This window comes from Arthrobacter sp. CJ23 (assembly GCF_024741795.1).
Classification (GTDB): Bacteria; Actinomycetota; Actinomycetes; order Actinomycetales; family Micrococcaceae; genus Arthrobacter.
Window position 1 is genome coordinate 1,157,147 of sequence record NZ_CP102950.1, and the last position, 23,199, is coordinate 1,180,345.

The following is a 23,199-nucleotide window of genomic DNA, read 5'->3' on the forward strand; positions in this document are numbered from 1 at the left end:
TTTGTTGATGGCGTAACCAAGGGCGCGATATCAATTGTGGGATCCACTGTAACGCTATCCAACGTAGTCGAGTCACATGTTTGGTGCAGCATCGTAGCTGAACAACTCGCGACGATGCAGCCGCCAAATCCCACTGAGCCGTTGCCCAGGAGCTTCGCGGACATTTGCTACCCCAGGAAATCGAAGGGTATGTATCCGACTTCCTTGGCCGCTGTGCGTATGCTGGGGTTGCAGCATCTCAAGGCTACCTATACCGCTGCTAGCCATGTCCCTCAATCGCAGCGGATTGCGCTGCTTCGCTTAGTTGGCGCGGCGACGTGCCCAGATTTATGGCGCCACGCTGCGGCTGTGCGCTTTTGTCTGCAGCCGTTTGTGGCAGCCCCGACTTGGGCACCAGCAAATACGACTGTGCTTGCTACTGACGCCGAGTTCGGCAGGCTTCGAACGCCTTGGAGGCGTAAAGGTCATTGGTGAATCGAGTAACTGCATAATCGCGAAGAGGCCTTCGTGCGGCAAGAGGAACCAGGCTGAGGTCGTGAGTCCAATTGCGGCTTGCGCTTGCCAGCCAGGACTAAGGCGTTGAGCACGTTAGCGTCCAACCATCCCTGCGTGATGCCGCAGCGCGACCGTCCCATGGTCCATGGAGTCGTGGTCGCTCTCCGGCGCCCGTTCCGCCCCCCCTTGGTGAAGAACGCCGATGGCCAGTCTCAGCACTGGGTGTATGAACAAATCAACGCCCGTGCTCACCCCTCAGCCACCCTTCCCGCAACGTACTCGGCATCCACGCCCACGCCGCCGACGATCGACGAGTAGTGGCCCGTCAGCCACGGCAGGCCCACCACATACAGCCCCGGGTGTTCCGTGACGCCGCGGACCTGGCGCGGATAGCTCCACGCGTCCAAAACAGGAAGATCCACAAAGCCCAGGTCCAGCTTGTAGCCCGTGGCCCACAGCACCGAGGTGATGTTCTCGGCGGCCAGGTCCAGCCGGGCCGGCTCGGCGGGTAGCCAGTCGTCCGCCGGCGCCGGCTCAGGTTCAGGCGCTTCAATCCCCGCGGCGGCAATGTATGCGTCGAGCGCCCGGCTCATCCGCTGGCCGAACCCGGACTCCATCGCGGCCAAGCGTTCGGGGAGGTCATCCGTGAAGGTGAGTACGCCGTCGTCGGCTGCTTCCAGATGCCCGTGCAGCCGCATGCCCTGGCGGCCCAGCTCGCGGAGGTGGATGTCGTGGCCGCCGTCGGCGCCGGACAGCAACGGGTTGCAGGCGAACCGCGCCGCGGGGGAGGGCAGCTGCGGGGCCGCGAGAAGACGGAGAGGCTCGCGGCCGATGCCGACAGGGCCGGGACCAACAGGGATCCGGCCATCACTGAGCGAGAAGATCGTGGTGGGCGCGCGGTGGGTGCACCCCATCGGCGGCATCCCGCTGGACGAGGCGGCGCTGATCGAGCCGCTGTCCGTGGCGTACTACACCGTGGAGATGTTCCTCTGGACAAGAGAGTGTCGAAAATTGTTCTCAGTGGTCTGCAGGGGAAGATGGCTGTGTGGAAATTGCCGATCCCACGACGACATCAAGATTCTCACCCGTTGAGTCTGCGATGATCTAGGCAGCCGCAGAAGCGGCCCGATCACCATTAAATCCCCGAGCGTCAGCCAAACTCGGGGCAGATCCCTACGAGGGAGGTCCGAGTCTGATGTCGATGGATGACCTGGTCTATCGTGGCCTGAAATCTGGGCTTGCTTGGCTGAAAGAGATCGGAGCCCAGCGGGTCCTCGTTCGAGGCGAACTTACAGGGCTGGACGTCGAAGAGTTGGAAGCGCTCGACGCCGACGTCCGTCAGCTCCCGCCCGGATATTCCGGCGGCAATCTCTTCAACGGTGTGTACGGGATCTACCGCAAGGGTCGATGGGAGGCCCTCGTCATCCGCGGAGAGGGCCAAGAAAGGCCAAATGGAACCGCCCGCCATCGATTCACTGCGGACGGAGGGATGCGTCACCTCGCGGAGGCTCGAGAGGACCTGGTTGAGCAGTGGGAGGACGCTCTGCCCTTCATCGGCACAAGTTCGTTTGCGCCCGAGGATGTCGTGAAGGTGCTCGGGTCCGATCGCATTGGTCGGGTGCGGCGGGTTACTCGCACGCGCGCTGGTTACGTGATTGAGGTGAGTATCGACGGGGAGTCTCAGCACGTCGCGCCAGAGTCCCTCCAGAAGGTGGATGGAGACCCACGCGATCCAGCCTTCTGGGTAACCTCGGCACCCGCTTCGGCACGGGAGATCGCAATGACTCTGACGTGGACGAAGTTGCGCGAGCCGCTCTCGAACACCCTGTACTCCTACCGAGCGACAAAAACGGTCTTTCGTGCCTACCAGTTCATCCCTGCGCTCAAGATCCTCAACTCTCCGACCGGGCGGCTACTTCTGGCGGACGAGGTGGGTCTCGGAAAGACAATCGAGGCGGGACTGGTGTGGAGCGAGCTGGAGCAGAGGTCACCGCTTCGTCGCACGCTCGTGGTCACGCCTTCCTCCTTGACTCACAAGTGGCGCATGGAGATGAGCCGGCGTTTCGACCGTGACCTTGAGGTTATCAAGCCTCGCAAGCTGGCTGACCTCGCCGAAGATCTCCTCGCCGGTCGGGACCCGGAACTCCACGCGATCATCTCGGTGGAGTCCCTCCGCAGTGCGAGCGACGTGCTCGAGCAGCTGACCCGGATCCGACCGAGATTTGATCTGGTCATCGTCGACGAGGCCCATGTGTTGCGCAATACCGGCACGAGGTCGAACCTGCTAGGCGGGTTGCTGTCCGATTGGGCCGATCACTTGTTGTTCTTGTCGGCCACCCCCATCAACCTGCGCTCGGACGACCTGTACAACTTGCTGACTCTGCTCGACGATGGCATGTACCAGGACTCCCAAATCTTCCATATGCAGCTCGAGCCGAATCAGCACCTCAACGCGATCGAACGCGGCATCTCTCACGGCTCATCCGGCTCAGCCCTGCGCCACCACCTGCGGTCGATTAAGACACTGCCCTTCGGCCGCGCCGTGTCGAGCCGCCCGGACTACGCGCGCCTAGAGGAGCTTCTTGACACCGCTGCACCCTTGGCAGCTGGCCCACGGGCCGAAGTCAAACGCCTCGTTTCCGAGCTGAACACTTTGAGTGGCGTGCTCTCGAGGACCCGGAAGGTGGATGTACCTGACGCCAAGGCCGTGCGTGAACCCCATCAGGTAGCCGTGACCTGGTCGCCGGACGAGAAGGGCTTCTACGACCGCGTCGTCGACCACTTCATGTCCCGGGCTCGCGCGCACGGAACGCCACCCGGCTTCGCCATGCAGATGCCGCTGCGCCAGGTCGCGAGCTGCCTGCCCGCCATGCAGGCGCGACTCTCTGCCAACGCAGACCAGTTCGCGCGCTCGGTGGAGGACTACGACGAGGAGTATGGCGAAGAGGACCTGGCGGAAATGCGCGAGGACTGGACATCCTTCGAGTGGCATGGCGAGGACTCGAAGTTTGAAGCCCTGCTGGAGCGGCTCACGCACTTGCGCGAACAAGGCTTGCGTCAGGCACTGATCTTCTCCACCTTTCGCGGGACCATCGCGTACCTGGCAGAACGCCTGAGCTCAGACTTCCGGGTCGAGCAGCTTCACGGCGGTATCCGCATGGTGGATCGCCAGCCCATCATCGATGCCTTTCGCGATGGGAAATTCGACTTCCTCATTGCGAGCGAGGTGGCATCGGAGGGTCTGGACTTCGAGTTCTGCAACGTACTGGTGAACTACGACCTGCCCTGGAACCCCATGCGAGTCGAGCAGCGAATCGGTCGTTTGGACCGATTCGGCCAAAAGCACGAGAAGGTCCTTATCCTCAACATGCATGTGCCGGGGACGATCGAGTCCGACATCTTGGAACGCCTATACACCCGAATCGGCGTATTTCAGAACTCCATTGGAGACCTCGAGCCCATCCTCAGGGACGACTTCCGTGACCTAGCTAACCAAATCCTTGATCCGCGACTGGACGACTCCCAGCGTAGGCAGCGAGCGGAAGAAATCGCAACGGCAATCGAGACGAGGGCGGCGAATCTTCGGCGACTGAATGAGGAGCGCGCCACTCTGTCCACGATTGATGAGATGCAGGTGGAAGGCCTCTCGGAATCAGGGCCAGTGGACGGGCGGTATGTCGGAACGACAGAAGTGCGCACCCTCATTGAGCGCATGCTGCGAGCCACTGGAGGCAAGCTGGAGAAGTCGGAGCGTCCGGGCATCCTGCTATTGCGGGGAAGCAATGAGCTCTCCGACCTCATCTATCGCTTTCGAGGCACCCAGGGAGCGAGCCGTCGGTCAGCGATGCTGTTCCAAGGTCGTATCCGCAACGGAGAACCAATCGAAGTGACCTTCGACGCCGACCTGGCAAGCACGCGAGACGTGGAACTCCTATCTCTCCGACATCCCATCGTTGACGTGGCAGTGCACCAACTGGAACAGGACGGGCTCGGGTTGCATCGTTACGGCATAGGCAGGCTTGCGACGCTGCCGTCCGGTACTCGCTATGCCGTCACGGTGGACTTGGTAGCGTCGACCGGCGTGAGGCCGACCAAGGAATTGTGGTCAACGGCGATCGATATCCAGACCGGGGCCGTTGCACCGGACATCGGCGTTCAGTTGCTGGAGGCCGTGGCGAACGGATCGCTGGAGGAAGCTACTGGTGCCACGCCAACGCCGATGGAGCCCTTCCTCATTTCGCTTAAGGAGGTCAGCTGGGCTCGGCACCGTGAGGAGGAGTCACGCAGGCGTTTGGACAACGAGGCGTTGGTAGGGGCCCGCCTCGACGCGCGCAAGGCGAGTCTTCAGGTCAAGATCCTTAAGGCGAGAGCAACGTTGGACGTCGTTATGGAGCGAGAACGCGATCCGAGGGTCATCCGGATGGCAGAAGGTCGCATCCGCAACCTCGGTCAGGACCTCGAGCAGCTTGAGGCCGAGCTGGAGGAGCAGCGGGCCTTCTCGATGAGCCGCAGGACGGTCGCAGTGATTGAGCTCGTCGGTCCGGCTACTTGACGTCCCACCAACGGCGTTCCATTGGCTGCCAGTCCGGCTCCTTGACAGGAAGGGCAAGGCGGGCGAAACCGCCCGTGAGCACAGGCCAGCGCGTGACGCGGAATGACTGACTCGTTCCGCGGCCATCGGTGATGTTGACGTGCCCTTCCGTGGACAGAGCGAAGCGGACACCACCATGGCCGAAGGCAACCTTCAATCCAGGCACATCGGTCTCCTCATACCGCAGATCGACCGGCGTTCCGTCCATCGCATAGACAGCGAGGCGGCCGTAGCCAGTTGCTGGCAATGATCGAGCTGAATCGCGATTGACCGCGGTGGCGCCGTCTGGCCACTCATATCTGAGCCGGTCCCGGCTCAGTGCTTGCCACCATTCGTAGAGCTTCGTGTGTGCTCGGTAGAGCGGCACACGGGTCAGGTCCCCGCCTGCCGCCGAGAACTCGAGCACGAAGTCGAAGGCGGGACGATGCAGATTCACCTGCTCGTAGGAAGTGTTCTCGGCAAGCCCCGCAACGATCGCCTCCTGCGCGCCGTTCCTGCCGGGGAAGGTGTGGACCCTGGCGGTGGGTAGCTTCCTGCTAAGGAACTTCTCCACCGCGGAGGCGCGGCTCATGCCCCCGGCAAGGAGAACGTGATGAACGTTTGAGGTGAGGCTCTCTTCCGAAATCTGGCGCAGGGCAGAAGTGACCGCACCTTCGGCACGGGTCAGGTATGATGCGCGCAGGGTCGAGGTGATCAGGGACCAGGCGCGTTCCAGTTGCGGACGCATGGCATCCTCCAGCTGCTCGCGGGTGTATTGCAGGCTGGGCAGGTTGCCGGCCTGATAGCCGACATGCACCTGCGTCTCGTTGTGTGTCGAGAGGTCAACCTTCGCCTCAGCTGCTGCGCGCATCAGATAAGCCCTCGCGAGATCAGCGTCGGGCAACGCCTCGAGCTCGATCCCTTGCTCGCGGAGAGCGATCTCCAAGTCAGCGACGATCGTTCCGTCGAGCACGTCACCGGCCTCGTTGAGGCCGTCTGAGGCGAGGACGTAGATTTCGGGATCCCTGAGCGGGCCGGTCGTGACGTCAAGGACGGCGACGTCGAGCGTTCCTCCGCCCATGTCGAACACGAGCACGCGCTCTTCGTCGAAGTACTCCCTCTGTTGCGTTCGCCAGCCGATCCAGTTCAGTCCAGCGGCGATCGGCTCATCAATCAGAGTCGAGGGGCCGACGCTGAAGCCCGCCGTCTCGGCGAGGCCGAGCAACCGTTCACGCTGATCCGCGTCCCACATTGCAGGGCAGCCGAATCGCGTGACTCCTTTATCGGAGATGGGGAGCCGATCAGCGCGGGCACGGTTCGCGATCTCGCGAAGGACCGCGCCGATGACCTCGTCGGCGTTGCGTTCGACGGAACCGTCGGCGCTTCGCGCGACTACCGCGCGTCCGGTGATGCAGCGCTTGACCGAAGTGATCAGAGCGGCGGGATTGTGCGTGAGTGCGTCCTCGCCGACCACCAAGGCGTCAGCGCTGACCGCAGCAGCGGAGGGCATCCACGATTCGGCGTGACCGATTGGGATCACCGTCGGCCTGCCCGCCGGCAGGCTTTCAGCGATCAGTGTCGTGGTCGTGCCAAAGTCGACACCCAGAAACTGCTCTCGAGCCAATCCAACTCCTAATAAGTTCGTTCAACGAGCGCGCGCACGAGAACGATCTCATCGGCCCCCTCGCCCAATGTATATCCGATGCCGGTGACAGTCACTGGTGTGTTGGGCAGTGGCGGCTCCCCGACGACATCGTGACGCTGTGGGTCATAGGGCTCCGTCCGGCCTGGGACACCTGACGGAGTCAGTCCCTCACGGGCGGCCATCCGACGTACCCGCTCCCGGACGCGCTGAGCGGACTGGCTGTCGGCAGCCCCGTCGACGTACGCGCAGAGCCCCGCAAAGGCGCGCATGACATCGATCCGGATCTGGCGCGACTGAGATTCGCGAAGCTCGTTGGTGCTCGCGGCGGCCTCACTAAGTCGTGCCTCCATGCGGTGCAGCCGGTCATCACTTAACCGCACGGCTTCCTGGGCCTTGCCGAGCAGCTCCGTCTTTTCCTTCGCCTGGCGAGTGAGGGCCTCTACTTGGTGAGCAAGCTCGAATATCCGTGTCTCATTCCTGAGACGTACAAGCCAGGCCCGGCCGATGTTGTCATCCCGTAGGACTCGGTCGAACGCTTGCTGAACGGCACTTTCATCCATGAGGCGAGCAAGTGCGGTGGGGGCGGCGAGCGACGTGAGCAGCTGACGCCTCGTCGTGGCTGACGCGAGCCTCTTGACCACCAAGGGCTTGACTATGGCGGACGCTATGGCATCGCTCTCGAGCGCGCTGGCCAAGGGCGTGGTGGCGACCGAAGCCAGATCGTCAAACTCCACGTCCCGCCACCACATTTCGTCGGCGAGATCTGCTGGATGATTGCGCCAGATCCACCCCAGCACGCGGGCCCTTGAGCCGGCTGCGTTCAGCGGAACGGACGTGAGTCGCCGGGCCACCGCAGACTTGTCCTGGAGAGCGAGATTCTTCCAGGAGTCCTGATCCATCGCGCTTATGACGGTCGCCAAAAGCCCCGCGACCCACTCACCCTTCTTCGCAGCATCTTTCGGCGTTTCCATCTCGCGGGTGGCACGAAGGACGGTGTCCAGGCTGAGGAGACCAACCGAGGGCGAGCTCAATAGCCTCCGAATCAGGAAGTCTTTGGCGTGCCGTAGCTCCTGGGCGCTGGCAGACGCCGGCTCAAGACCGCGCAACTCGGCGTCTGCCGCATCTATTAGAGCGGCCGCACCCTCGGGTCCCGCCAATTGCACCGCATCAATTGCCTTGATCGTCTTGCTCTCCCTCGGCAGGGCCTGCAGGATCAAAGCAGCTCGACCGAGCGCCGGAACGGCAGCTTGAAGCGCATCATCGGACAGCGAGTCCACAGCGAGCCCAGCTGCCAAAGGATTACGTAGGGCAATACCCAGTAGCCGAGCCCAGTTCTCAGGCAGTTGGCCTGAGACCGAAGTCGCATGGACGAGTTCGACAGCCGGGTGGATTTGCCCGCCCTCAGCGCCATCGGCGACCTGCGGAGCAGCGTCACCGCCTCGCTCGGCATTTCCGGCATCGAGTTCCACCGTCACGGTGTTCTCTTTCAAAGCTGTCCCTCCGCGCATTTGGGCGGCTACGTCAGCTGAAATTGCATCGAGCGGAGCCTGCCCCGCCCAGATGTACTTGAGGCTCGCACCCTTACCCGATGCCTTGACATTCTCGTTCGCCTCGAAAGTCAGGCGAGCCCGCTTCCACAGGGCACTGACATCCCCGGTGAAGACCTCCTCGACACGCGCGATGAGGTCTTTACTCGACACCGGCTTCGCAGAGTCGAGGAGGGCGAACGCGAAAGCCTGTGCAGGCGACGAGCGCACGAGCTCCGAGGTGGCAACCGGGTCGACGTACTTTCGGTGGCGTAGCCCACCGGCCGGGGTGGCAAATAGAATGTGGTCCCCATCAGCGCCGAGCCGGACATCATCGGTTGACCCGTCACTCCAAAGAACAGTGACCTCAGCACCCTTGCGGTCGACGAGGAGTCCCTCTCGGAGGACCACCCGAGATTTCTTATCGAGGTCCATGACCACCTGAGGCGCTTTCACCCGCGTATTCTATCCACAGCACCGGCTTCAACCCGACCCGCCACCATCGTCAGGCAGAAGCGGGACCACCCCGCCGTAATCAGGATGGTGCAGGAGGGCACAGAGAAACTCAAACCGTTTATCACCGGCCGGATCGCACCGGAGCACTCGGTGGAGCAGGGCTTCGACACCCTGATCAGCCGCAAGGTCAGGGCGGTCAAGTTGCTGGTGAGCCCGGAGGGAGTGGGCGGTCGCTGTCCCCTGCCGCCTTACAGCCCGGCCCGCCGGTTCCGCACCTGTCGCAGCAGCTGCCTGAAGCCATACACAAACACGGCCTCGATCAGCACCAGCAACCCGAGCAGCAGCCACTCGCCTTGGCCGGCGAAAACGATGGCGCCGATCAGGACCGTCGTGGTTCCAAGGGCCAGGGCATAGATGGCGAAGCCGAGGGCCACCTTGGCGCTGCGCACGCCCGTGCGGAGGCCGAAGCCCTGGGACACGCCGCCGGGGCGTCCCTCGACGAGGTCCGGGCCTGCGGGCTCGAGATTGTCGAACTCAGCCCAAAGGTCATGATCCTGATCGGCCATGTATCAATTATCCCGCGCAACCCGGCAGGCGTCCCGGTGCCCGCGGGGAGCAATAAGCGCCAAAGCTCACCGGTCAGCCACCCGCCCCGCAACGTACTCGGCATCCACGCCCACGCCGCCGACGATCGACGAGTAGTGGCCCGTCAACCACGGGAGGCCCACCACATACAGCCCCGGGTGTTCGGTCACGCCGCGGACCTGGCGCGGATAACTCCACGCGTCCAGAACCGGAAGATCCACAAAGCCCAGGTCTAGCTTGTAGCCCGTGGCCCACAGCACCGAGGTGATGTTCTCGGCGGCGAGATCGAGGCGCGGTGACGAGGCGGGCAGCCAGTCGTCCGCCGGCACCGGCTCAGCTTCAGGCGCGTCGATCCCCGCAGCGGCGATGTAGGCGTCCAGCGCCCTGCCCATCCGCTGGCCGAACCCGGACTCCACCGCGGCCAAGCGTTCGGGGAGGTCGTCCGTGAAGGTGAGTACGCCGTCGTTGGCTGCTTCCAGATGGCCGTGCAGGCGCATGCCCTGGCGGCCCAGCTCGCGGAGGTGGATGTCGTGGCCGCCGTCGGCGCCGGACAGTAGCGGGTTGCAGGCGAACCGTGCCGCGGGGGAGGGCAGCTGCTCCACCGTCAGGGCGTTGAGCCCGTACTCGGGCCCGTGGATGCCAGCCTGCAGGATCCAATAGATGATGTCGTGCCCGCGGTACCGGCGCGGCGCCTCCGGGCACGCGGACACCGCCAGATGCACCTCGCGGCCGGCCGCGTGCAGCTCCTCGGCGATCTGCCCGCCCGACTGCCCCGTCCCCACAATCAGCACGGCACCATCGGGCAGCTGCTCCGGATTGCGGTAGTCGTGGGTGTGGAGCTGCAGGACGCCCTCCGGGAGGGCCGCAGCCAGGGCCGGGACCTTCGGCACCTGGTACGCGCCCGTCGCCAGCACCACCTTGCGTGCCTGCCAGCTACCATCAGACGTCTCCACGCTGAAGCCGCCGTCCGACGCCGCGAGCCGCGTGACATCCGTGCCGGTCCGGACCGGGGCAGCGATCCTCCGTGCATAGTCCCGGAAGTAGTCCACCACGCGGTCCCGCGCCATGAACGCCTCCGGCTCCGTGCCGGAGTACGGCATTCCGGGCAGGTCCAGGGAGAAGTTCGGCGTGTTCAGGACGAACGCGTCCCAGCGGTCCTGCCACGCGCCACCCAGCGCGGCCCGCCGTTCCAGGACCACGTGCTCGACGCCGGCCCGGCTGAGGAAGTAGCTCGTCGCAAGTCCCGCTTGGCCGCCACCGATGATGACCGTGTCCATGGCCAAACTTTACGCCGAGTGCTTCGAGCGCGGGAGCCTTCCTACTCGTGGAGGGTGATTTGGTATCCGTCGGGATCGGCGAAGGTAAAGGTACGCCCGAACGGGCCGTCGAATGGCTCGACGACGATTTCGGTACCGGCAGCCGCCAATTTGTCGTGGATCGTTTGCGTGTCAGTGGCGTGCAACCACAATCCGATGCCGAGGCCAGGCTGCGGCGTGGAGGCAAGGCTGACACCCGGCGCCAGGTCCCGGACTGCGAACGCGGCCGGTTTGGTGTCAAATACCACCGCGTGCGGTGGCCCCGCCTGGGAACGGGTCAGCCCGAGGTGCTGCTCGTAGAACGCGGCAGACGCTGCGAGGTCGCGCACCTGGATGGAAACGAAGTCGGGTCCGGTGACCGGCATGGGGAACTCCTTAGTTAGTTAGTGTCAGTTAGTTGACATAAGGAGGGTATGTCAGAATATTGACATGGGTCAAGACGGAACCGGAATCAACCTCGATACCTCGCTCGGATATCTCCTGAAGGAGGCGGCGAGTGCGCTGCGCACGGCAATGGAGGGCGTGTTGCGGCCGCTTGGCATGAGCATCACCCATTACGCATGCCTTGAGCTCCTTGCTCAGCGGCCAGGGCTGTCCAACTCCGAGCTGGCGAGGGGCGCCTTTGTGTCCCGGCAGTCGATGAACGTCCTGTTGCAGGCACTGGAGCGGGAGGGCCTTGTCTCCCGGGCTGCCGAGGCTTCGGTCGGACGGGTACTGCCGACTGAACTGACGGAGCATGGCCGGCGGCAGCTCGAAGCCGCCAGTGCTGCAGTCAGGGCTGTGGAGGACACCATGCGATCGGGCCTTACTGACGACGAGCAGAAACAGCTTCAAGGGATGTTGAGGACATGCGTGGCTTCACTGCAAGCCTTGCCAAGGCAAACTACTGCGTGACGCCGGGCGGGCCTCAGTCCGCAAGCAGCGGACGCCCCGCTATGAGCCAACGCTACCGCGGGTGCTGAGCTCCGCCTGGAGGAACTGGGCGAAGTCCAATCCGGTCGATGTGCCGCCGCCCCACCGCTCGCCGTCGACGAACGCCATCGGGACCCTGTTGATCCCGCTGTCGAGGGCCAGCCTGTTGGAGTACCTCGCCCACGCGAGGTAGGTGCCGCCGTCGATGCACTTGGCCGCATCGGCTCCGGCCGCCGCCGCGAGGGACTTCAGCTCCTGGTTGCTCAGGCCCGAGGATCCCTCGGCCGGCTGCTCGACGTACGACCGCGAGAAGAAGTCCGCATACCTGTCAGGGTGCGCGTCGGCGACGCAAGCAGCCGCGGCGGCCGCACGCGACGAGTACCTGTTGGGGGACCGAGTGTCGAGGAAGGTGACGGGGCGGTATTCGACCGTGATCTGCCCCTCGTTGCGCAGGCGATCAAGGGTAGGCCCGTAGGATTCGTGGAACTCGGCGCACGCCGGGCAGGCAAAATCCACGTACACCACCACCTTGGCCGGCTGCCCCACGGGCGCTGGCTCCATCCCGGGCGCGTTCGGAACACCAAACGTCGGGGCGGCCGGGTCGGGGGAGGGGAGGGTGCCGGCGTCGACGTTCGACGCGGGGGCCGGGACCACTTCGCTGCCGACACCTAACGTGATGCCGCCGTTGGCGTTCATGTTCGCAGGGCTCGGCCCTTGGTCCGGGAGCCGGAATTGAGTGGGAGTGGGGGCGCTCCCGGTCCAGGTCCCCGCGGTCATCATCCCGGAGGCCAGGAGCGTCACAGCGACCATGGCCGCGATGGTGCCAGCCGCGAGAGCGGTGTAGCCGATCACCAGGCCGGCGACGGCGAGACCTCGGCCGCCGTCGCCGCTGCGCCTGATCCGCGAGAGGGCGATGTGCCCGAAGACGATGCCGAGCAGGCAGATGAAGAACGAGCAGACAAGCGAGGCGATAGCCAGCGGTTCGGTGCGCGGAGGCAGCGACGGCGGCGGGGGATAGGCCTGCCACGGGTCGGGCCAGGGGCTGGACTGCCTCTCGGAGGCCCTGGTCGGCGGGGGAGGCCAGGGGCTTGGGCCGGGTGGCTGGTAGTCACTCATCCGAAGTGCTCCTTCCGGTGTGCAGGAGCACTTCGCTCCCCCCAATGGTCAGAGCATAGACCCGTGTGCAGTGCCCACGGCAGGGTGTGGCGGCTGCAGACCCGCTAGAAAATTCCTGCGTTTCCACTTGCGTTCGCGGCGCGCAGTCAGCAAGACTGTCCTTGGATCCACGAGGCATACACCTCCCGGGTCCCGCCCGCCTGACCTACAAGGCCGGCCACCGCCCCATCATCGAATGCCGGGCGCACTTCGCGAAAATCTTGTCTTCCACCTCGTTTGCTTACCCTTCCCGAAGTGGCCCATCCCTGACATCCCGACGCAACCGGAGCCTCGAAAGAGAGAACCATCATGATCAAGCAACTCCCCGTCGTCGTCCTGGAAATCACTGCTTACGACCCGGGCACCCTCGAAACCGAACTGAACGCCGCCGTCGAGACCCTCCTCACCCAGGCCATGCAGGAGCGCGTGTGCGGCATCCTGGTCACCCAGCACGGATACAACCGGTACACCGTTGCCCTCAGCCCCGACGTCCCCTACGGGGAGACGCGCGAACATCGCGAATGGGACCGTCCCGGCAGCGCCTCGATCCCTGCGGAGACTCCCATCCCCGAAGAACCGGCACAGCCGGAACAGCGCGCCGCATAGGATCCTCGAGCGAGCAGTTCCGGGTGGCTACCGCGGGCGGCTCACCCAGCTCTAACCACGCGGTCTGCCCGTTCCCAGTGCTCGCGCAGCAAGTCGGCGAGCCGTGCAGGCTCGATCCGGTGCGGGGGATCGAAATGGTGGCGGTCCTCAAAGACCTCCAGCCGGAAATCCCGGAACACCGACGTCAAGCGAGTCGCGATCTCGCCGTAGTCGTCCGGGTTGCTCAGCCCCCCGAGCGCAAAGAACACAGGCCGGCGGAAGGCCGCCAGCCTCCCACGGTCCAGATCGTAGTCCTCGAACGTCCGCAGAAACGCCCTGATCCCCGCCGGCCGCTTGGCCATCCACGGCGGCGGGTCGCCCTCCGGCGGAGGCGGAAGGACGACGTCGGGCTTCACTGACAGCCTCATGAAGCCGGCCATGAACTGCTCAGGCGGCAAGGAGCCCAGCGCGGTGTAGTCCTGCCATAACCGCGTATGGGCCGCGCTCCAGCCCCAGTTTCCGGCCCAGGCCGCCTCGAGCAGCGTCAGGCTGAGAAGCCGGTCCGGGTGTTTCGCGGCGAACGCCAGGGCCGCGGCCCCGCCGCCCGAATAACCCAGCAGGTGGAACGTGTCCCAGCCCCGGGCGTCGGCTTCCCTCAGGACGCCATCAACCTCGGCATCCAAGGTCCAGCCGTCCGGCAGCTGGTCGCCGGCGTAGAGCTCGAGGTCTTTCGTGACGGCATCGACGTCCGGCCCCAACGCCTCGATCAGCGCGTCATACGCCAGGTGGGCCGGGAGGACGCTCCCGGGAAGAAGAATGGCCCGGATGGGTTCCATGTCTGAACTCTACGCCTGGCGAGGGGGCTGTGGGGGAGGCCTCCTGGCCTAGGACTTCACGGGGTTCCGTGCCAGATCATGACAGTCATCGTGTGTTACATGTAACATTGATTCATGAGCGTAAAGGATCGCGTTGCCCGCCATCGGGCCGCCATGCGCGAGCGAGGATTTCGACAGATTCAGGTGTGGGTGCCGGACGCCCGCACGGAAGAATTTCGGCGTGAGGCGCGCCGCCAGTCACTAGCCGTCGCGGCTTCTGACCGGGCCGGCGATGACCAGGACTTCATAGAGCAGATTTCGGAAGACTGGCCGGAGTGAATAGGGGCGAGCTGTGGACTGTGTCAGGTGGAACATATGCGCAAAAGCCCAGGCCTGCTCTCATCATCCAGGACGATCTGTTTGAGGCCTCCGAGTCGGTGACCCTTCTGCCGTTGACGTCGCACCTGACGGATGCCCCATTGCTGAGGCTGACGGTGGATCCCGGGCAGTTGACCGGGCTGGAGCGTGTCAGCCAGATCATGATCGACAAGCTCACAACGGTACGGCGAGTCAATCTCGGGCAGCGGATAGGAAGAATAGATTCAAAGACAATGGTCGCTGTTGAGCAGTCATTGATCGTTTTTCTCGGCCTCGGCCGCTGACTGTCGTCCGGCATCAGTCCCGAGCCGCTCCACCGCCCAGTCCCAGCGGATCAGCTCCTGCTCCAGCCTGATCGCGGTTCCAAACGAGTCATGGCGCAGCCCGTCGTGCAGCGCGGACTCTTCGGCCGTCAGCCGGCTCAACACAGCCTTCGACGGCGACGGCTCGGTGCCCCAGACATCGCGGTGGGCCAGCAACGTGGCCTCGTCCATCAGCACGCTCGCCACGTGCGGATGGACCGCGCGGAGCTGGTCCAGGATCCGGAACCCGTGGGTGTCCAGATCGCCCCAATACAGGACCTCACAGTCCCGCAGCCACTGGGCGTCCCGCAGCGACGAGAAGCCGTAACCGCCGCCGTAAATCGCCAGCGTGCCCGGGCACTCGGGGAGGGCCAGGAAGTTCACCAGGTTCTCCGTGATGAGCACTCTGGTGACAGGCAGCCGCAGCGTACTGAGGGCCTCAGCGGTCACCGTCAGGTCCCGTGCCTGGCCAAGCAGCGCCATGTTGCAGCCCCAGCGCCAGCTCGCCGATCACCGCCCTGTGGTTTTCGATGAACTTGGTATGCACCCCGGGCAGGCTCAGCTGCCGCACGTAGATGCCAGGCTCGGGGTTGTCCTGCAGCCACAGCGCCACGCGGGAGGCGGTCAGCGCGTCGTCCCCGAGTTCCAACAGTTTGAGCGGCCGCTTCAGCGCCCACGCCCGGAAGGCCAGGCTCAACGCAGACAGCTCCCGGGCGAGCTCCACGGCCCGGGCCGCCTCCAAGGACTTCCCCGCGAACGCGATCTCGTCATCCACCGCAGCGAAGACGGCCGCCGCGGGTAGTTGGTTGGCCCCAACCGTGGTCCGGCCCACCTCGGCGGTCTCCAGGCTGAAATGTCCGACGGCGGCGAACAACTCAGCCGCCCACGCGCGGGCCGCCGCATAATCGCGCAAGAGGCCCGCCGCCGTCGGGCGCTTCAACGGCCGACGGCGCGGGTACAGTCCGCCCGGTTCCAGCAGCTCGCGCAGCAGCGCACCGCTGCCCCAGGCCTTCAGTGAGACGGCGCGCAGCTCAGCGAGGGTGGTCCAGCCCTGTGCCCGGCCGGAAACCTCAGCCACGCTGGTCCCGTTCCTCCCGGTATTCGGTGATGGTCATGTTGCGCAGCTGGGAGTCGTTCCCGTTGCTGTTCGCTACGAAGCCCACGTGTGCCACGAACGGTTCGATCACGTGGATCTTCTGCAGTGGCGTCACGATCAGCAGCTGCAGCTTCATGCGCTGGAAGAGCTCCAGGCCGTAGCGCGCGGACTCGTCCGAGCCGCGGCCGAAAGCCTCGTCGATCACCACAAAGCGGAAGCTGCGGCCCTTGGTGGCGCCCTTCGCGCCCGCCTTCCCGGACCCGAGCCCGAACTGGAACGCCAGCGCGGCCGCCAGGATGGTGTAGGCCAGCTTCTCCTTCTGCCCGCCCGACTTTCCGCCCGAATCCGTGAAGTGTTCGAACTCCTCCCCGGTCTCGGTCCATTTTTCCGAGGCGGAGAAGGTGAACCAGTTCCGCACGTCCGTCACCTTGGACGTCCACCGCTCGTCCAGCGCCGTGTAGCCCTCGCGTCCGCGGAACCGCTCGATCAGCCGCTCCACCTGCAGGTACTTCTGCTCCGAGTACTGGTCGTCGTCCCCGATGGTCCCCTCGGAACAGGCCCGCAGGTCCATGCCGAACTGGCGCACGTCCAGGTCAGTGGAACCCTGGTGCTCCAGCTGGATGTGCCGTCCGGAGTTGTACTCGATCCCCGCCAGGGACACATTGATTGCGCTGATCCGCTGCTCGATGTCCTGCTTGCGGCTGTCCAGGAAGGCATTGAAGGCCACCACCTCGTGGATGGTGTTCTGCGTGAGTGACTCCTTGAACCGGGCCTCGAAGCGGGGGAGATCGTTGCCCTCGAGCTGTTCCAGCAGCCGGTTGAAATCCCCGGCGGCCTCCAGCGAGGCGTCGATCTCCACGGTCTCGTTGGCGTACTTGTGCCGGAAGTCGCCCATCAGCCGTAAGGTGTTGGCTGCGGCAGTGTTGATGCGCTTGCCGAGCGCATCAATGCTGGCGGTCAGCACCGAGCGGACGGCGCTTTCCATGCTGCCGGTGTTTTTGTAGTTCAGCGTCTTCCCGCCGAGTGCTGCGGCGGTGAGCTGCTCGACGGCGGCCAGCACCCCGGCGTTGTCGGTCAAGGGCTGCTCGGCGAGCAGCCCTTGGCATTCCTCGATCGCCTCCGCGATGTTTCTGGACTCGTTGTTGTTCTCCCCGAGCCGTTCCCGGATCTTGTCCGACTTTGCCTCGAGGCGCTGGAGCTGCCCGCGCAGCTCCGTTTCCTTGGCTGCGAGCTGCTGCAGCACGCTGCTGGCCGACTGGAGGGCGGCCCTTTCCTCCTTGAGCTCCTCGATGCGGCGTGCGGTGAGCTGCCAGCTGATGTCCGCGTAGTCACCCGTGTTGCGGACGACGCCGATCTGCTGGTTCTGCCATCGGACGGTTTCGATCGCCGCATCCACCTTGGCCAGCCGGGCATCGATGCTGCGGACCTTGCCGTGCACCTCATCCTGTTCGGCGAGGAAACGGTTGATCTTGTCCTGGTTGTCCCAGCCGAGCACGTAGTTGCGGCGGTCGGCCAGGTCCTTGCGGTCGTCCTTCTCGTGCCTGCCGCGGCCGCCCTTCAGCTGGCCATTGACGGTGAGCGCTTTGGGGTAGCGGCGGAACTCGTCCATGCTGGCGCAGCACACGTAGTCGAAGCGGCCGGCGAGCTCGGCCAGCAGGAAGTCGCGGAACGGGGTGCCCTGCTTGACGGCGATCTTCGCTGCCAGCGTGCCTGCCTCGGCGGTCCTGGCCTGCGGGGAGTCGCCGATCTTCAGGTAGACCAGCCGGCCTCGGAGATTGTTCGAATCCACCCAGGAGCTCACTGCGGGGTAGTGCTCGGCGGACACCAGAAGGGACAGTGCGAAGCCCCGCAGGGTCCGTTCCGCGGCGCCCTCCCACTCGGCTTCTCCGTCGCGCACCCGCAATAGTTCGCCCGCATACGGCAGGGCCGTCTCGGCGATGCCGGTCCCTTCACACAGACGACGGCGGAGCTCCAGTTGGGCGAGCGGCAGCAGGGTCTGCCGGGACTTCAGGCTGCTGAGCTCGGCGTCGAGCTCCGCCGCCCGCTTGGTGGACGCTTCACGGTCCACGGTCAGTGCGGTGCGGTTCCTTTGCAGATCGGCTGTCAGCGCGACGAGCTCCGCTTCCACCTCCGCCAGGCGGTTCCGGTTGGCATCGAAAAGGACCCGGTCCTCTGGGGCGTTGAGGCCAAGATCGGTGGCCGCTTCCACGTATTTCTCGAAGCGGAAGCGTTGGCGCTGCGATTCCTCGCCCAGCCGGGCGGCCTCGGCGTCTATGGCTGCCAGGCGGCCGCCGCCGTTGGTGCGGATGTCTTCCTGGACGGCGGAGAGCTCGTGGCGCAGCTGTGTGATCTGGGTGGCGAGCTGGCTGCTGTCCTCGCGCAGCTTGACGCCGGTGTTCCCGAGCTCGCTCCGGTGTTCCAGGCTCAGCTGCAGCCGCTGGGTGGTGAACCACGGGTGCAGCTGGTCCCGCTGGGAGCGGGCCAGACCATCCTCGCCGCTCAGCTTCGCATGCTGGGCCGCGCCCGACTGGATGGGCCGCAGCAGCTCGATCTGGTCCTTGGCCCGCAGCACCGCGTCATGGGCTTTTTTCAGGTCATCGAAATGGTGAATGAGGTTACCGATGCGCTCGCCAACGTTGTCCTCCTCCAGCATGTTGGTGCGCACGAAGGAGGTGATGTTCTCCACCTGCTTCATGGACACCGTGCGGTGGAACAACTCCATCGCCTGGTTCCCGCTGATGCCGAACTGCCGCTTGAACGCTGCCGAGTAGGGCTCAAAGGTGTCGTGGACGGCCACTCCCGCGGCCCGCAGTTTCTTCTTCAGCTTGGCCGGGTCCTGGCCGAAGTTGGCGAAGTCCACGGCGATGGACTGATCGGATTCGGCGAGCGAGTAGAAGCGCGTGGGCTGGCCGGCTTCCTGCATGGTCCAGAGCGTGATGGCCAGCGTGACCGACTTGCCCAGTATGGCATTGTGGAAGACGCCCAGCACCACGCTGAGCGTTCCCGGCTGGCGCAGGGCCACCGGCTTGGAGTGTTCGCCGCCGGTGCTGCGGGTGCTCTTGTGGAAGCCGCGCACATAAGACATCAAGGTGCGCTCGCGCTTCTGCGCGCCGGCGGCCTTGTTGTAGTCGATCTTGTGGGCGGGCAGCAGGAGCGTGGTGATCGCGTCCACCACCGTGGACTTGCCCGATCCGATGTCGCCGGTCAACAGGCTGTTGGCGCCGTCCAGGCGGAAGGTCCGCACGCCTTCGTGGAACGTGCCCCAGTTGAGCAGCTCCAAACGGTGCAGCCGGAAACCCGGCGGCAGGCCGCCGTCGGGCGCTGTTTCCTCCAGCGGGACGTCCACCGGTGCGGCAGGGTCCAGGCTGAACAGGCTGTCCTGAAGTTCGGCGGTCATGCGCCCTCCACTTCCGTTTCGGTTGTTGGGGCGACGGCGCCCGGACCTCCGGTGAGGGACGCACGGTAGTCGGACAGCCGCGCGTCGAACTCTTCGAGCCACTGGGCATCCACGTAGGCCTTGAGGATGCGGGCCACCTCGTAGGTGCCGGGCTGCCCGCGCATCTTCCGCAAGAATCCCAGCTCCACCACCTTCTTGATGTTGGTGCCGAGCTGGTCCAGGATGCGGGCCTCGTTGCTGGATTCGGGCAGGAACACTGACACCATGTCTGCGATCTGCTGCTCCGTCATGATGAGGCGCAGCTCGCTGGAGTTGGTGTCGAACTCCAGCATCCGCCCTCGCAACAGCGCCAGCAAGAGGCTGACGTTGAAGGTCAGCTGGCGCCGCGGTATCAGCCGGGGGAGCGAGCCGTCCGGGTCCTCGCGCGACTTCAGGAACGCGTAGCCCTCCGATTGGTCCAGGATCAAGTCCAATCCGAGCACGGCCACGTAGTCGCGGACCTGCGAGACGAGCGCCAGGAGGGACTGCCACACTTTCTCGTCGTTTTCGGCGTAGAGCACGCCCTTGAACAGCCTGGTGACGACGCCGGGAAGTTCCTCGGGCGTGCGTGCCTCGTTGGATTCTCTGGTTTCAAGGGTCATGCCGGCCTCGCAAAGATGATCTGGTCGATGGTTGCTTCCCGGGTGCTGCCGTCCGCCAGCGTCCAGCTCAGCTGCTGTTGGGTCTCGGGATTGATGGTGGCCCATTCCGAGTCCGTGGCCAGTTGGTAATAGGCCACCACCTCGGCGAGCCCTTGGGACAGGGGATACGCCCCGGTGATCTCGGCCAGGGTCGCCTGCTCGGCGTCCTCCAGGACGGCGTCGATGTTCGAGCGCAGCCGCTCCTTGTCCACGTGGAACTGGCTGAAGAGGGCCCCGGCGTCAACGTCGCCGTCGTCGGCCGTCACTATGTCGTCCATCACCAGAACCTTCCGGCTCCCCTCATAGAGCGGCCGCTCGAACGGCAGAATCACGTCCACCGAGGGCGCAGCCAGGTCCATGAACACCCCCGACGGCGGTGCTTGCCGGGTAGCCAGCGCACCGGATTCGACACGCCGGATCAGCTGCATGATGCGCTTGTTCTCGAGGAAGACCTTGTCGTCCAGGAGCCGGCGGAGCTGCTGGGAGAGCTGCCGGACGGTGCCTTGGGTCTGCTCGACGGCGGGAAGCCAGTCCTGGTGCAGGCCGGTCACTGCGTGGAGATTCTCGACGCCGGCCAGTGCCTCGATCTCGGTGGCCCGCTGGAGGAGGTCCTTGAGTTCGGCCCGGAGCTGTGGCGACATCAGGTAGTCCCAGAAGCCCTGGAAGGTGCGGCCCTGCAGGGAGCTGCTGATGTCCTGCTGGCTGCCGAAGATCGAGGCGAGGAGCTCGCCTTGGCTGCCCTCCCACGTGGCGATCTGCTCGCGCACCAGCCGGTCCAGTTTGCGGAAGTTCTGTTCGACCTCCCGGAAATCCGCGAGCAAGTCCTTGGCGAGGGCCGTGAGTTGCTGGAAATGGTCCAAGGCCTCGGGCGCGCTCATTACCTTGATGTTGCCGCCGCGGATGCGCTGCATCTCGGCGTCGATCTCGTCCCGCTGGCGCTGCAACTCGGTGAGCCGGACTTCCGGGTCCGCCTCGGACTGCTGCACCAGGGTCTTGAGCACCGTGAAGATGCTGCTGAGCCGGGACTGTGTGGCCACGAAGTCACGGCCCCGCAAGCTTTCCGCCCAGCGCACCACGTTCTCCGCGGCGGGAGTGAGGTCATAGCGAGGCTCGTCCTGGCCCGGCAGATAGTACTTTCGGAGCCAGGACCGTTCAGGTGCCGCCCAGTCATCAAGGTATTCGCTCGCTTGGCGGGGGAACTTTTCCTCGCCGTACGTCTCCCTGAGTCCGAAGAGGACGTCATCCAGAATGTCGATGAGGTGTTGGCGGCCGAGGTTTCGTTGATTGGGCCCCGTGAAGGCGGCCATGAAAAAGCAAACGGCCAAGGGAGCATTTTGAGCTCGAAGCAGGGCCCATCCTGCATGGTTCTCACGCAGGGCGTTGATTGCGTAGTAGTCCATCCGGTCCTTCGTTGCACGTTCCCGCGGCCCGAACGCGGCGCTCAACCCGGGTTCCTCCATGATATTGGCCTGCCGTCAAAATCCGTGGCAACGAAATTTCGCCAGATACTAGCTATCCGGGAAAACCTCTGTATGCTTGTAGCTGTTGTTGTGTTTGGCATTTGGTAGTTCAGGCAGTTCCCGCGGTTCATTGAAGCGCGACCTTCTGAAGTAACGGTGGAGAACACCCCACACCGGAGGCCCGACAGTCGGGACAACCTCCACCTTCAGTAAGGACTGAAAAAATGGCTACAGGTACCGTCAAGTGGTTCAACTCCGAAAAGGGCTTCGGCTTCATCTCTCCTGAAGATGGCAGCCAGGACGTTTTCGCTCACTACTCCGCCATCAACTCCTCGGGCTACCGCTCCCTCGAAGAGAACCAGAAGGTTTCCTTCGACGTCGAGCAGGGCCCCAAGGGTCCCCAGGCAGTAAACATCCAGGCCATCTAGGTTTCGGATTTTCAAAGGAAGGGCCGGTCATTGACCGGCCCTTCCGGCGTTTAAGCTTTGTCCGTTTTCGGGGCGCCGGTTCTGGCAGGATTGTTGCCATGCGAACACCCGATACCGTGCCGGCACTCGACCTCCGTATCAGCATCGAAGGCTCCACCCCGGAGATCTGGCGGAGACTGATTGTGCCCGAGTCGGCCACCATCGCCGATTTCCACCAGGCGATCCAGAAGGCCTTCGGCTGGCAGGACTACCACCTCTACGGAGTCAGGGCCAGCGACCGCAAAGGCCAGCCCCGCGTGATCGTAGGCACGGAAGAAGCAGCTGACGAGCTCGGAGCGGAAGCCGCCGCCGGCGTCGTACTCTCCGAACTGATCGATCCGTCAGACGCAGGCGCCGCCAAGCTCGAGTATGAGTACGACTTCGGCGACTCCTGGATCCACGAAATCGCGGTACTCGGCCCCGCCGAGCTGCCGCCGGGAAGCATCCAATGCGTCGACGGCGCCATGAGGGGACCCGTGGAGGACTCCGGTGGCATCGGCGGCTATGCGGACCTGCTCTCGAAGCTGAACGATCCGGAGTATGGCGACCACGACGGCGCCGCCGAGTGGCTTGAAGGCATGACGGGCGAACCCGCCGCGGACTTCGACCCCGCAGCCTTCAGCCTTGAGGCCATCAACACGCAACTGGTCCAGCTGGCCAGGCGGCTCTGGCCCGGGCCGGTGAGCGCGGAGGACATGCACGCCGTCCTGAAGCCCGTCCAGTGGTTCCTGGACGAGGCTTCGCCCGACGGCCTCGAGCTGACCAAGGACGGCTACGTGAAGCCCGCCATCGTCAAGGCGGCCATGACCGCGCTCGGCTGGGACGAGGCCTGGATGGGCACCGGCCGTCAGGAGATCCACACGCGCCCCATGCTGGCGCTGCGGGAACAGCTGCAAGAGTGGAAACTGCTCCGGAAATTCAAGGGACGGCTCGTCCTCACGCCGTCCGGCCGCAAGGTCGCCAAAGACCCGCAGGCCCTCTGGGACTACCTTGCGGACCGCGTGGCCCATCCCTTGTCGGACGCCGACAAACTGGTGACCCGGATGGCAGTGCATTGGCTGGTGGAGGGACTGGAGCTGTCCTACGACACACGCGAGCGGGTGATCCACGATGCCTTGAATCGGGCCGGTTTCCGGATGCCGGGTGGCGGCGCCGTGCCAATGGAGGCTGGGTGGGATTTGTACTTCGATGTCCGCCGGAGCCTGGACGCCCTGGAACTGAAGGACGCCCGTTGGGCGCCTAATGCGAAAACCACCGACGCCGGCCTGAAGTTCCTCCTGGACGTGCAGCGGCGGCTGGAGGGCGGAGCCGTTTAGGCGGGCCTGCCCTGCTGAGGTTCGCGGAAGTTTTCCACTGGGG

General features: G+C 64.7%; 19 protein-coding genes and 2 pseudogenes. 8 read left to right on the plus strand and 13 right to left on the minus strand.

Translation table 11 applies throughout. The features are described from left to right. Window positions 1–743: 743 nt before the first annotated feature. Window positions 744–1,304, minus strand: a pseudogene (locus tag NVV90_RS05195) (FAD-dependent oxidoreductase); the annotation flags it as partial. A gap of 55 nt (window positions 1,305–1,359) precedes the next feature. Between NVV90_RS05195 and NVV90_RS21030 the strand changes: the two are divergent. After that, window positions 1,360–1,473, plus strand: a pseudogene (locus tag NVV90_RS21030) (2,3-butanediol dehydrogenase); the annotation flags it as partial. A gap of 223 nt (window positions 1,474–1,696) precedes the next feature. Beyond that, window positions 1,697–5,047, plus strand: coding sequence for a helicase-related protein (locus NVV90_RS05200; protein WP_258440128.1), 3,351 nt, complete (start codon window positions 1,697–1,699; stop codon window positions 5,045–5,047). On the opposite strand, the gene NVV90_RS05205 is transcribed toward NVV90_RS05200, so the two are convergent. The 5 genes from NVV90_RS05205 to NVV90_RS05225 all read right to left on the minus strand — a co-directional run bounded on the left by NVV90_RS05205 (window position 5,040) and on the right by NVV90_RS05225 (window position 10,958). Continuing rightward, entirely contained in the window at window positions 5,040–6,689 is a 1,650-nt protein-coding gene (locus tag NVV90_RS05205; protein ID WP_258440129.1) for an Hsp70 family protein, read from the minus strand. The two genes, NVV90_RS05200 and NVV90_RS05205, sit on opposite strands and share 8 nt — an antisense overlap. 8 nt (window positions 6,690–6,697) lie before the next feature. Further along, window positions 6,698–8,692 (minus strand): hypothetical protein, encoded by a 1,995-nt coding sequence (locus NVV90_RS05210; protein WP_258440130.1) that lies wholly within the window; start codon window positions 8,690–8,692, stop codon window positions 6,698–6,700. Window positions 8,693–8,940: 248 nt separating this feature from the next. After that, window positions 8,941–9,258: a hypothetical protein gene (locus NVV90_RS05215; RefSeq protein WP_258440131.1), complete on the minus strand. Its 318-nt coding sequence runs from the start codon at window positions 9,256–9,258 to the stop codon at window positions 8,941–8,943. 66 nt (window positions 9,259–9,324) lie between these two features. Next, window positions 9,325–10,554 (minus strand): NAD(P)/FAD-dependent oxidoreductase, encoded by a 1,230-nt coding sequence (locus NVV90_RS05220; protein ID WP_258440132.1) that lies wholly within the window; start codon window positions 10,552–10,554, stop codon window positions 9,325–9,327. 41 nt (window positions 10,555–10,595) lie between these two features. Further along, on the minus strand, window positions 10,596–10,958 hold the full coding sequence (locus tag NVV90_RS05225) for a VOC family protein (protein WP_258440133.1): 363 nt from the start codon (window positions 10,956–10,958) through the stop codon (window positions 10,596–10,598). 64 nt (window positions 10,959–11,022) lie between these two features. Between NVV90_RS05225 and NVV90_RS05230 the strand changes: the two genes are divergently transcribed. Next, on the plus strand, window positions 11,023–11,487 hold the full coding sequence (locus tag NVV90_RS05230) for a MarR family winged helix-turn-helix transcriptional regulator (protein ID WP_258440134.1): 465 nt from the start codon (window positions 11,023–11,025) through the stop codon (window positions 11,485–11,487). A 39-nt stretch (window positions 11,488–11,526) separates the two neighbouring features. Here NVV90_RS05230 and NVV90_RS05235 read toward each other — a convergent pair whose 3' ends face one another. After that, window positions 11,527–12,621 carry a thioredoxin domain-containing protein gene (locus tag NVV90_RS05235; protein ID WP_258440135.1) on the minus strand — a complete coding sequence of 365 codons (1,095 nt, stop codon included), beginning with the start codon at window positions 12,619–12,621 and terminating at the stop codon, window positions 11,527–11,529. A 348-nt stretch (window positions 12,622–12,969) separates the two neighbouring features. Here NVV90_RS05235 and NVV90_RS05240 point away from each other — a divergent pair, with 348 nt between their 5' ends. Then, window positions 12,970–13,266 carry a hypothetical protein gene (locus NVV90_RS05240; protein ID WP_258440136.1) on the plus strand — a complete coding sequence of 99 codons (297 nt, stop codon included), beginning with the start codon at window positions 12,970–12,972 and terminating at the stop codon, window positions 13,264–13,266. A gap of 41 nt (window positions 13,267–13,307) precedes the next feature. On the opposite strand, the gene NVV90_RS05245 is transcribed toward NVV90_RS05240, so the two are convergent. Next, window positions 13,308–14,081 (minus strand): alpha/beta fold hydrolase, encoded by a 774-nt coding sequence (locus NVV90_RS05245; RefSeq protein WP_258440137.1) that lies wholly within the window; start codon window positions 14,079–14,081, stop codon window positions 13,308–13,310. Between the two features lie 114 nt (window positions 14,082–14,195). Here NVV90_RS05245 and NVV90_RS05250 point away from each other — a divergent pair, with 114 nt between their 5' ends. Together NVV90_RS05250 and NVV90_RS05255 are read left to right on the plus strand one after the other, a co-directional pair. Beyond that, window positions 14,196–14,399: an antitoxin MazE family protein gene (locus tag NVV90_RS05250; RefSeq protein ID WP_258440138.1), complete on the plus strand. Its 204-nt coding sequence runs from the start codon at window positions 14,196–14,198 to the stop codon at window positions 14,397–14,399. Further along, window positions 14,396–14,722, plus strand: coding sequence for a type II toxin-antitoxin system PemK/MazF family toxin (locus tag NVV90_RS05255; RefSeq protein WP_258440139.1), 327 nt, complete (start codon window positions 14,396–14,398; stop codon window positions 14,720–14,722). The genes NVV90_RS05250 and NVV90_RS05255 overlap by 4 nt, the downstream gene beginning before the upstream one ends. Here NVV90_RS05255 and NVV90_RS05260 read toward each other — a convergent pair. Genes NVV90_RS05260 through NVV90_RS05280 form a run of 5 tightly spaced genes read right to left on the minus strand, consistent with a single transcriptional unit; the run spans window position 14,690 to window position 21,238 of the window. Beyond that, window positions 14,690–15,223 carry a DUF2220 domain-containing protein gene (locus NVV90_RS05260; protein ID WP_258440140.1) on the minus strand — a complete coding sequence of 178 codons (534 nt, stop codon included), beginning with the start codon at window positions 15,221–15,223 and terminating at the stop codon, window positions 14,690–14,692. The genes NVV90_RS05255 and NVV90_RS05260 overlap by 33 nt on opposite strands. Next, window positions 15,180–15,818, minus strand: a complete 639-nt coding sequence (locus tag NVV90_RS05265) for a DUF3322 domain-containing protein (protein WP_258440141.1) — start codon at window positions 15,816–15,818, stop codon at window positions 15,180–15,182. Before NVV90_RS05265 ends, NVV90_RS05260 begins: the two co-directional genes overlap by 44 nt. After that, window positions 15,811–19,233 carry an ATP-binding protein gene (locus NVV90_RS05270; protein ID WP_258440142.1) on the minus strand — a complete coding sequence of 1,141 codons (3,423 nt, stop codon included), beginning with the start codon at window positions 19,231–19,233 and terminating at the stop codon, window positions 15,811–15,813. The genes NVV90_RS05265 and NVV90_RS05270 overlap by 8 nt, the downstream gene beginning before the upstream one ends. Further along, the gene (locus NVV90_RS05275; protein ID WP_258440143.1) at window positions 19,230–19,874 is read right to left on the minus strand and encodes a DUF4194 domain-containing protein; all 645 of its coding nucleotides are present in this window, start codon (window positions 19,872–19,874) and stop codon (window positions 19,230–19,232) included. The genes NVV90_RS05270 and NVV90_RS05275 overlap by 4 nt, the downstream gene beginning before the upstream one ends. Next, on the minus strand, window positions 19,871–21,238 hold the full coding sequence (locus tag NVV90_RS05280; protein ID WP_258440144.1) for a DUF3375 domain-containing protein: 1,368 nt from the start codon (window positions 21,236–21,238) through the stop codon (window positions 19,871–19,873). The genes NVV90_RS05275 and NVV90_RS05280 overlap by 4 nt, the downstream gene beginning before the upstream one ends. A 359-nt stretch (window positions 21,239–21,597) precedes the next feature. On the opposite strand from NVV90_RS05280, the gene NVV90_RS05285 reads away from it, so the two are divergent. Together NVV90_RS05285 and NVV90_RS05290 are read left to right on the plus strand one after the other, a co-directional pair. After that, complete coding sequence (locus tag NVV90_RS05285; protein WP_011773907.1) at window positions 21,598–21,801, plus strand: cold-shock protein; 204 nt, start codon at window positions 21,598–21,600, stop codon at window positions 21,799–21,801. Between the two features lie 98 nt (window positions 21,802–21,899). Next, on the plus strand, window positions 21,900–23,156 hold the full coding sequence (locus tag NVV90_RS05290; protein WP_258440145.1) for a plasmid pRiA4b ORF-3 family protein: 1,257 nt from the start codon (window positions 21,900–21,902) through the stop codon (window positions 23,154–23,156). The last annotated feature ends 43 nt before the right edge of the window (window positions 23,157–23,199 follow it).

Excerpts from the sequence above, each read along its gene's own strand:
- NVV90_RS05215 (WP_258440131.1), bottom strand. The coding sequence starts at position 9,258 with ATGGCCGATCAGGATCATGACCTTTGGGCTGAGTTCGACAATCTCGAG.
- NVV90_RS05240 (WP_258440136.1), top strand. The coding sequence starts at position 12,970 with ATGATCAAGCAACTCCCCGTCGTCGTCCTGGAAATCACTGCTTACGAC.
- NVV90_RS05235 (WP_258440135.1), bottom strand. The coding sequence starts at position 12,621 with ATGAGTGACTACCAGCCACCCGGCCCAAGCCCCTGGCCTCCCCCGCCG.
- NVV90_RS05250 (WP_258440138.1), top strand. The coding sequence starts at position 14,196 with ATGAGCGTAAAGGATCGCGTTGCCCGCCATCGGGCCGCCATGCGCGAG.
- NVV90_RS05260 (WP_258440140.1), bottom strand. The coding sequence starts at position 15,223 with ATGGCGCTGCTTGGCCAGGCACGGGACCTGACGGTGACCGCTGAGGCC.
- NVV90_RS05220 (WP_258440132.1), bottom strand. The coding sequence starts at position 10,554 with ATGGACACGGTCATCATCGGTGGCGGCCAAGCGGGACTTGCGACGAGC.
- NVV90_RS05225 (WP_258440133.1), bottom strand. The coding sequence starts at position 10,958 with ATGCCGGTCACCGGACCCGACTTCGTTTCCATCCAGGTGCGCGACCTC.
- NVV90_RS05245 (WP_258440137.1), bottom strand. The coding sequence starts at position 14,081 with ATGGAACCCATCCGGGCCATTCTTCTTCCCGGGAGCGTCCTCCCGGCC.
- NVV90_RS05200 (WP_258440128.1), top strand. The coding sequence starts at position 1,697 with ATGGATGACCTGGTCTATCGTGGCCTGAAATCTGGGCTTGCTTGGCTG.
- NVV90_RS05285 (WP_011773907.1), top strand. The coding sequence starts at position 21,598 with ATGGCTACAGGTACCGTCAAGTGGTTCAACTCCGAAAAGGGCTTCGGC.
- NVV90_RS05230 (WP_258440134.1), top strand. The coding sequence starts at position 11,023 with ATGGGTCAAGACGGAACCGGAATCAACCTCGATACCTCGCTCGGATAT.
- NVV90_RS05290 (WP_258440145.1), top strand. The coding sequence starts at position 21,900 with ATGCGAACACCCGATACCGTGCCGGCACTCGACCTCCGTATCAGCATC.
- NVV90_RS05270 (WP_258440142.1), bottom strand. The coding sequence starts at position 19,233 with ATGACCGCCGAACTTCAGGACAGCCTGTTCAGCCTGGACCCTGCCGCA.
- NVV90_RS05275 (WP_258440143.1), bottom strand. The coding sequence starts at position 19,874 with ATGACCCTTGAAACCAGAGAATCCAACGAGGCACGCACGCCCGAGGAA.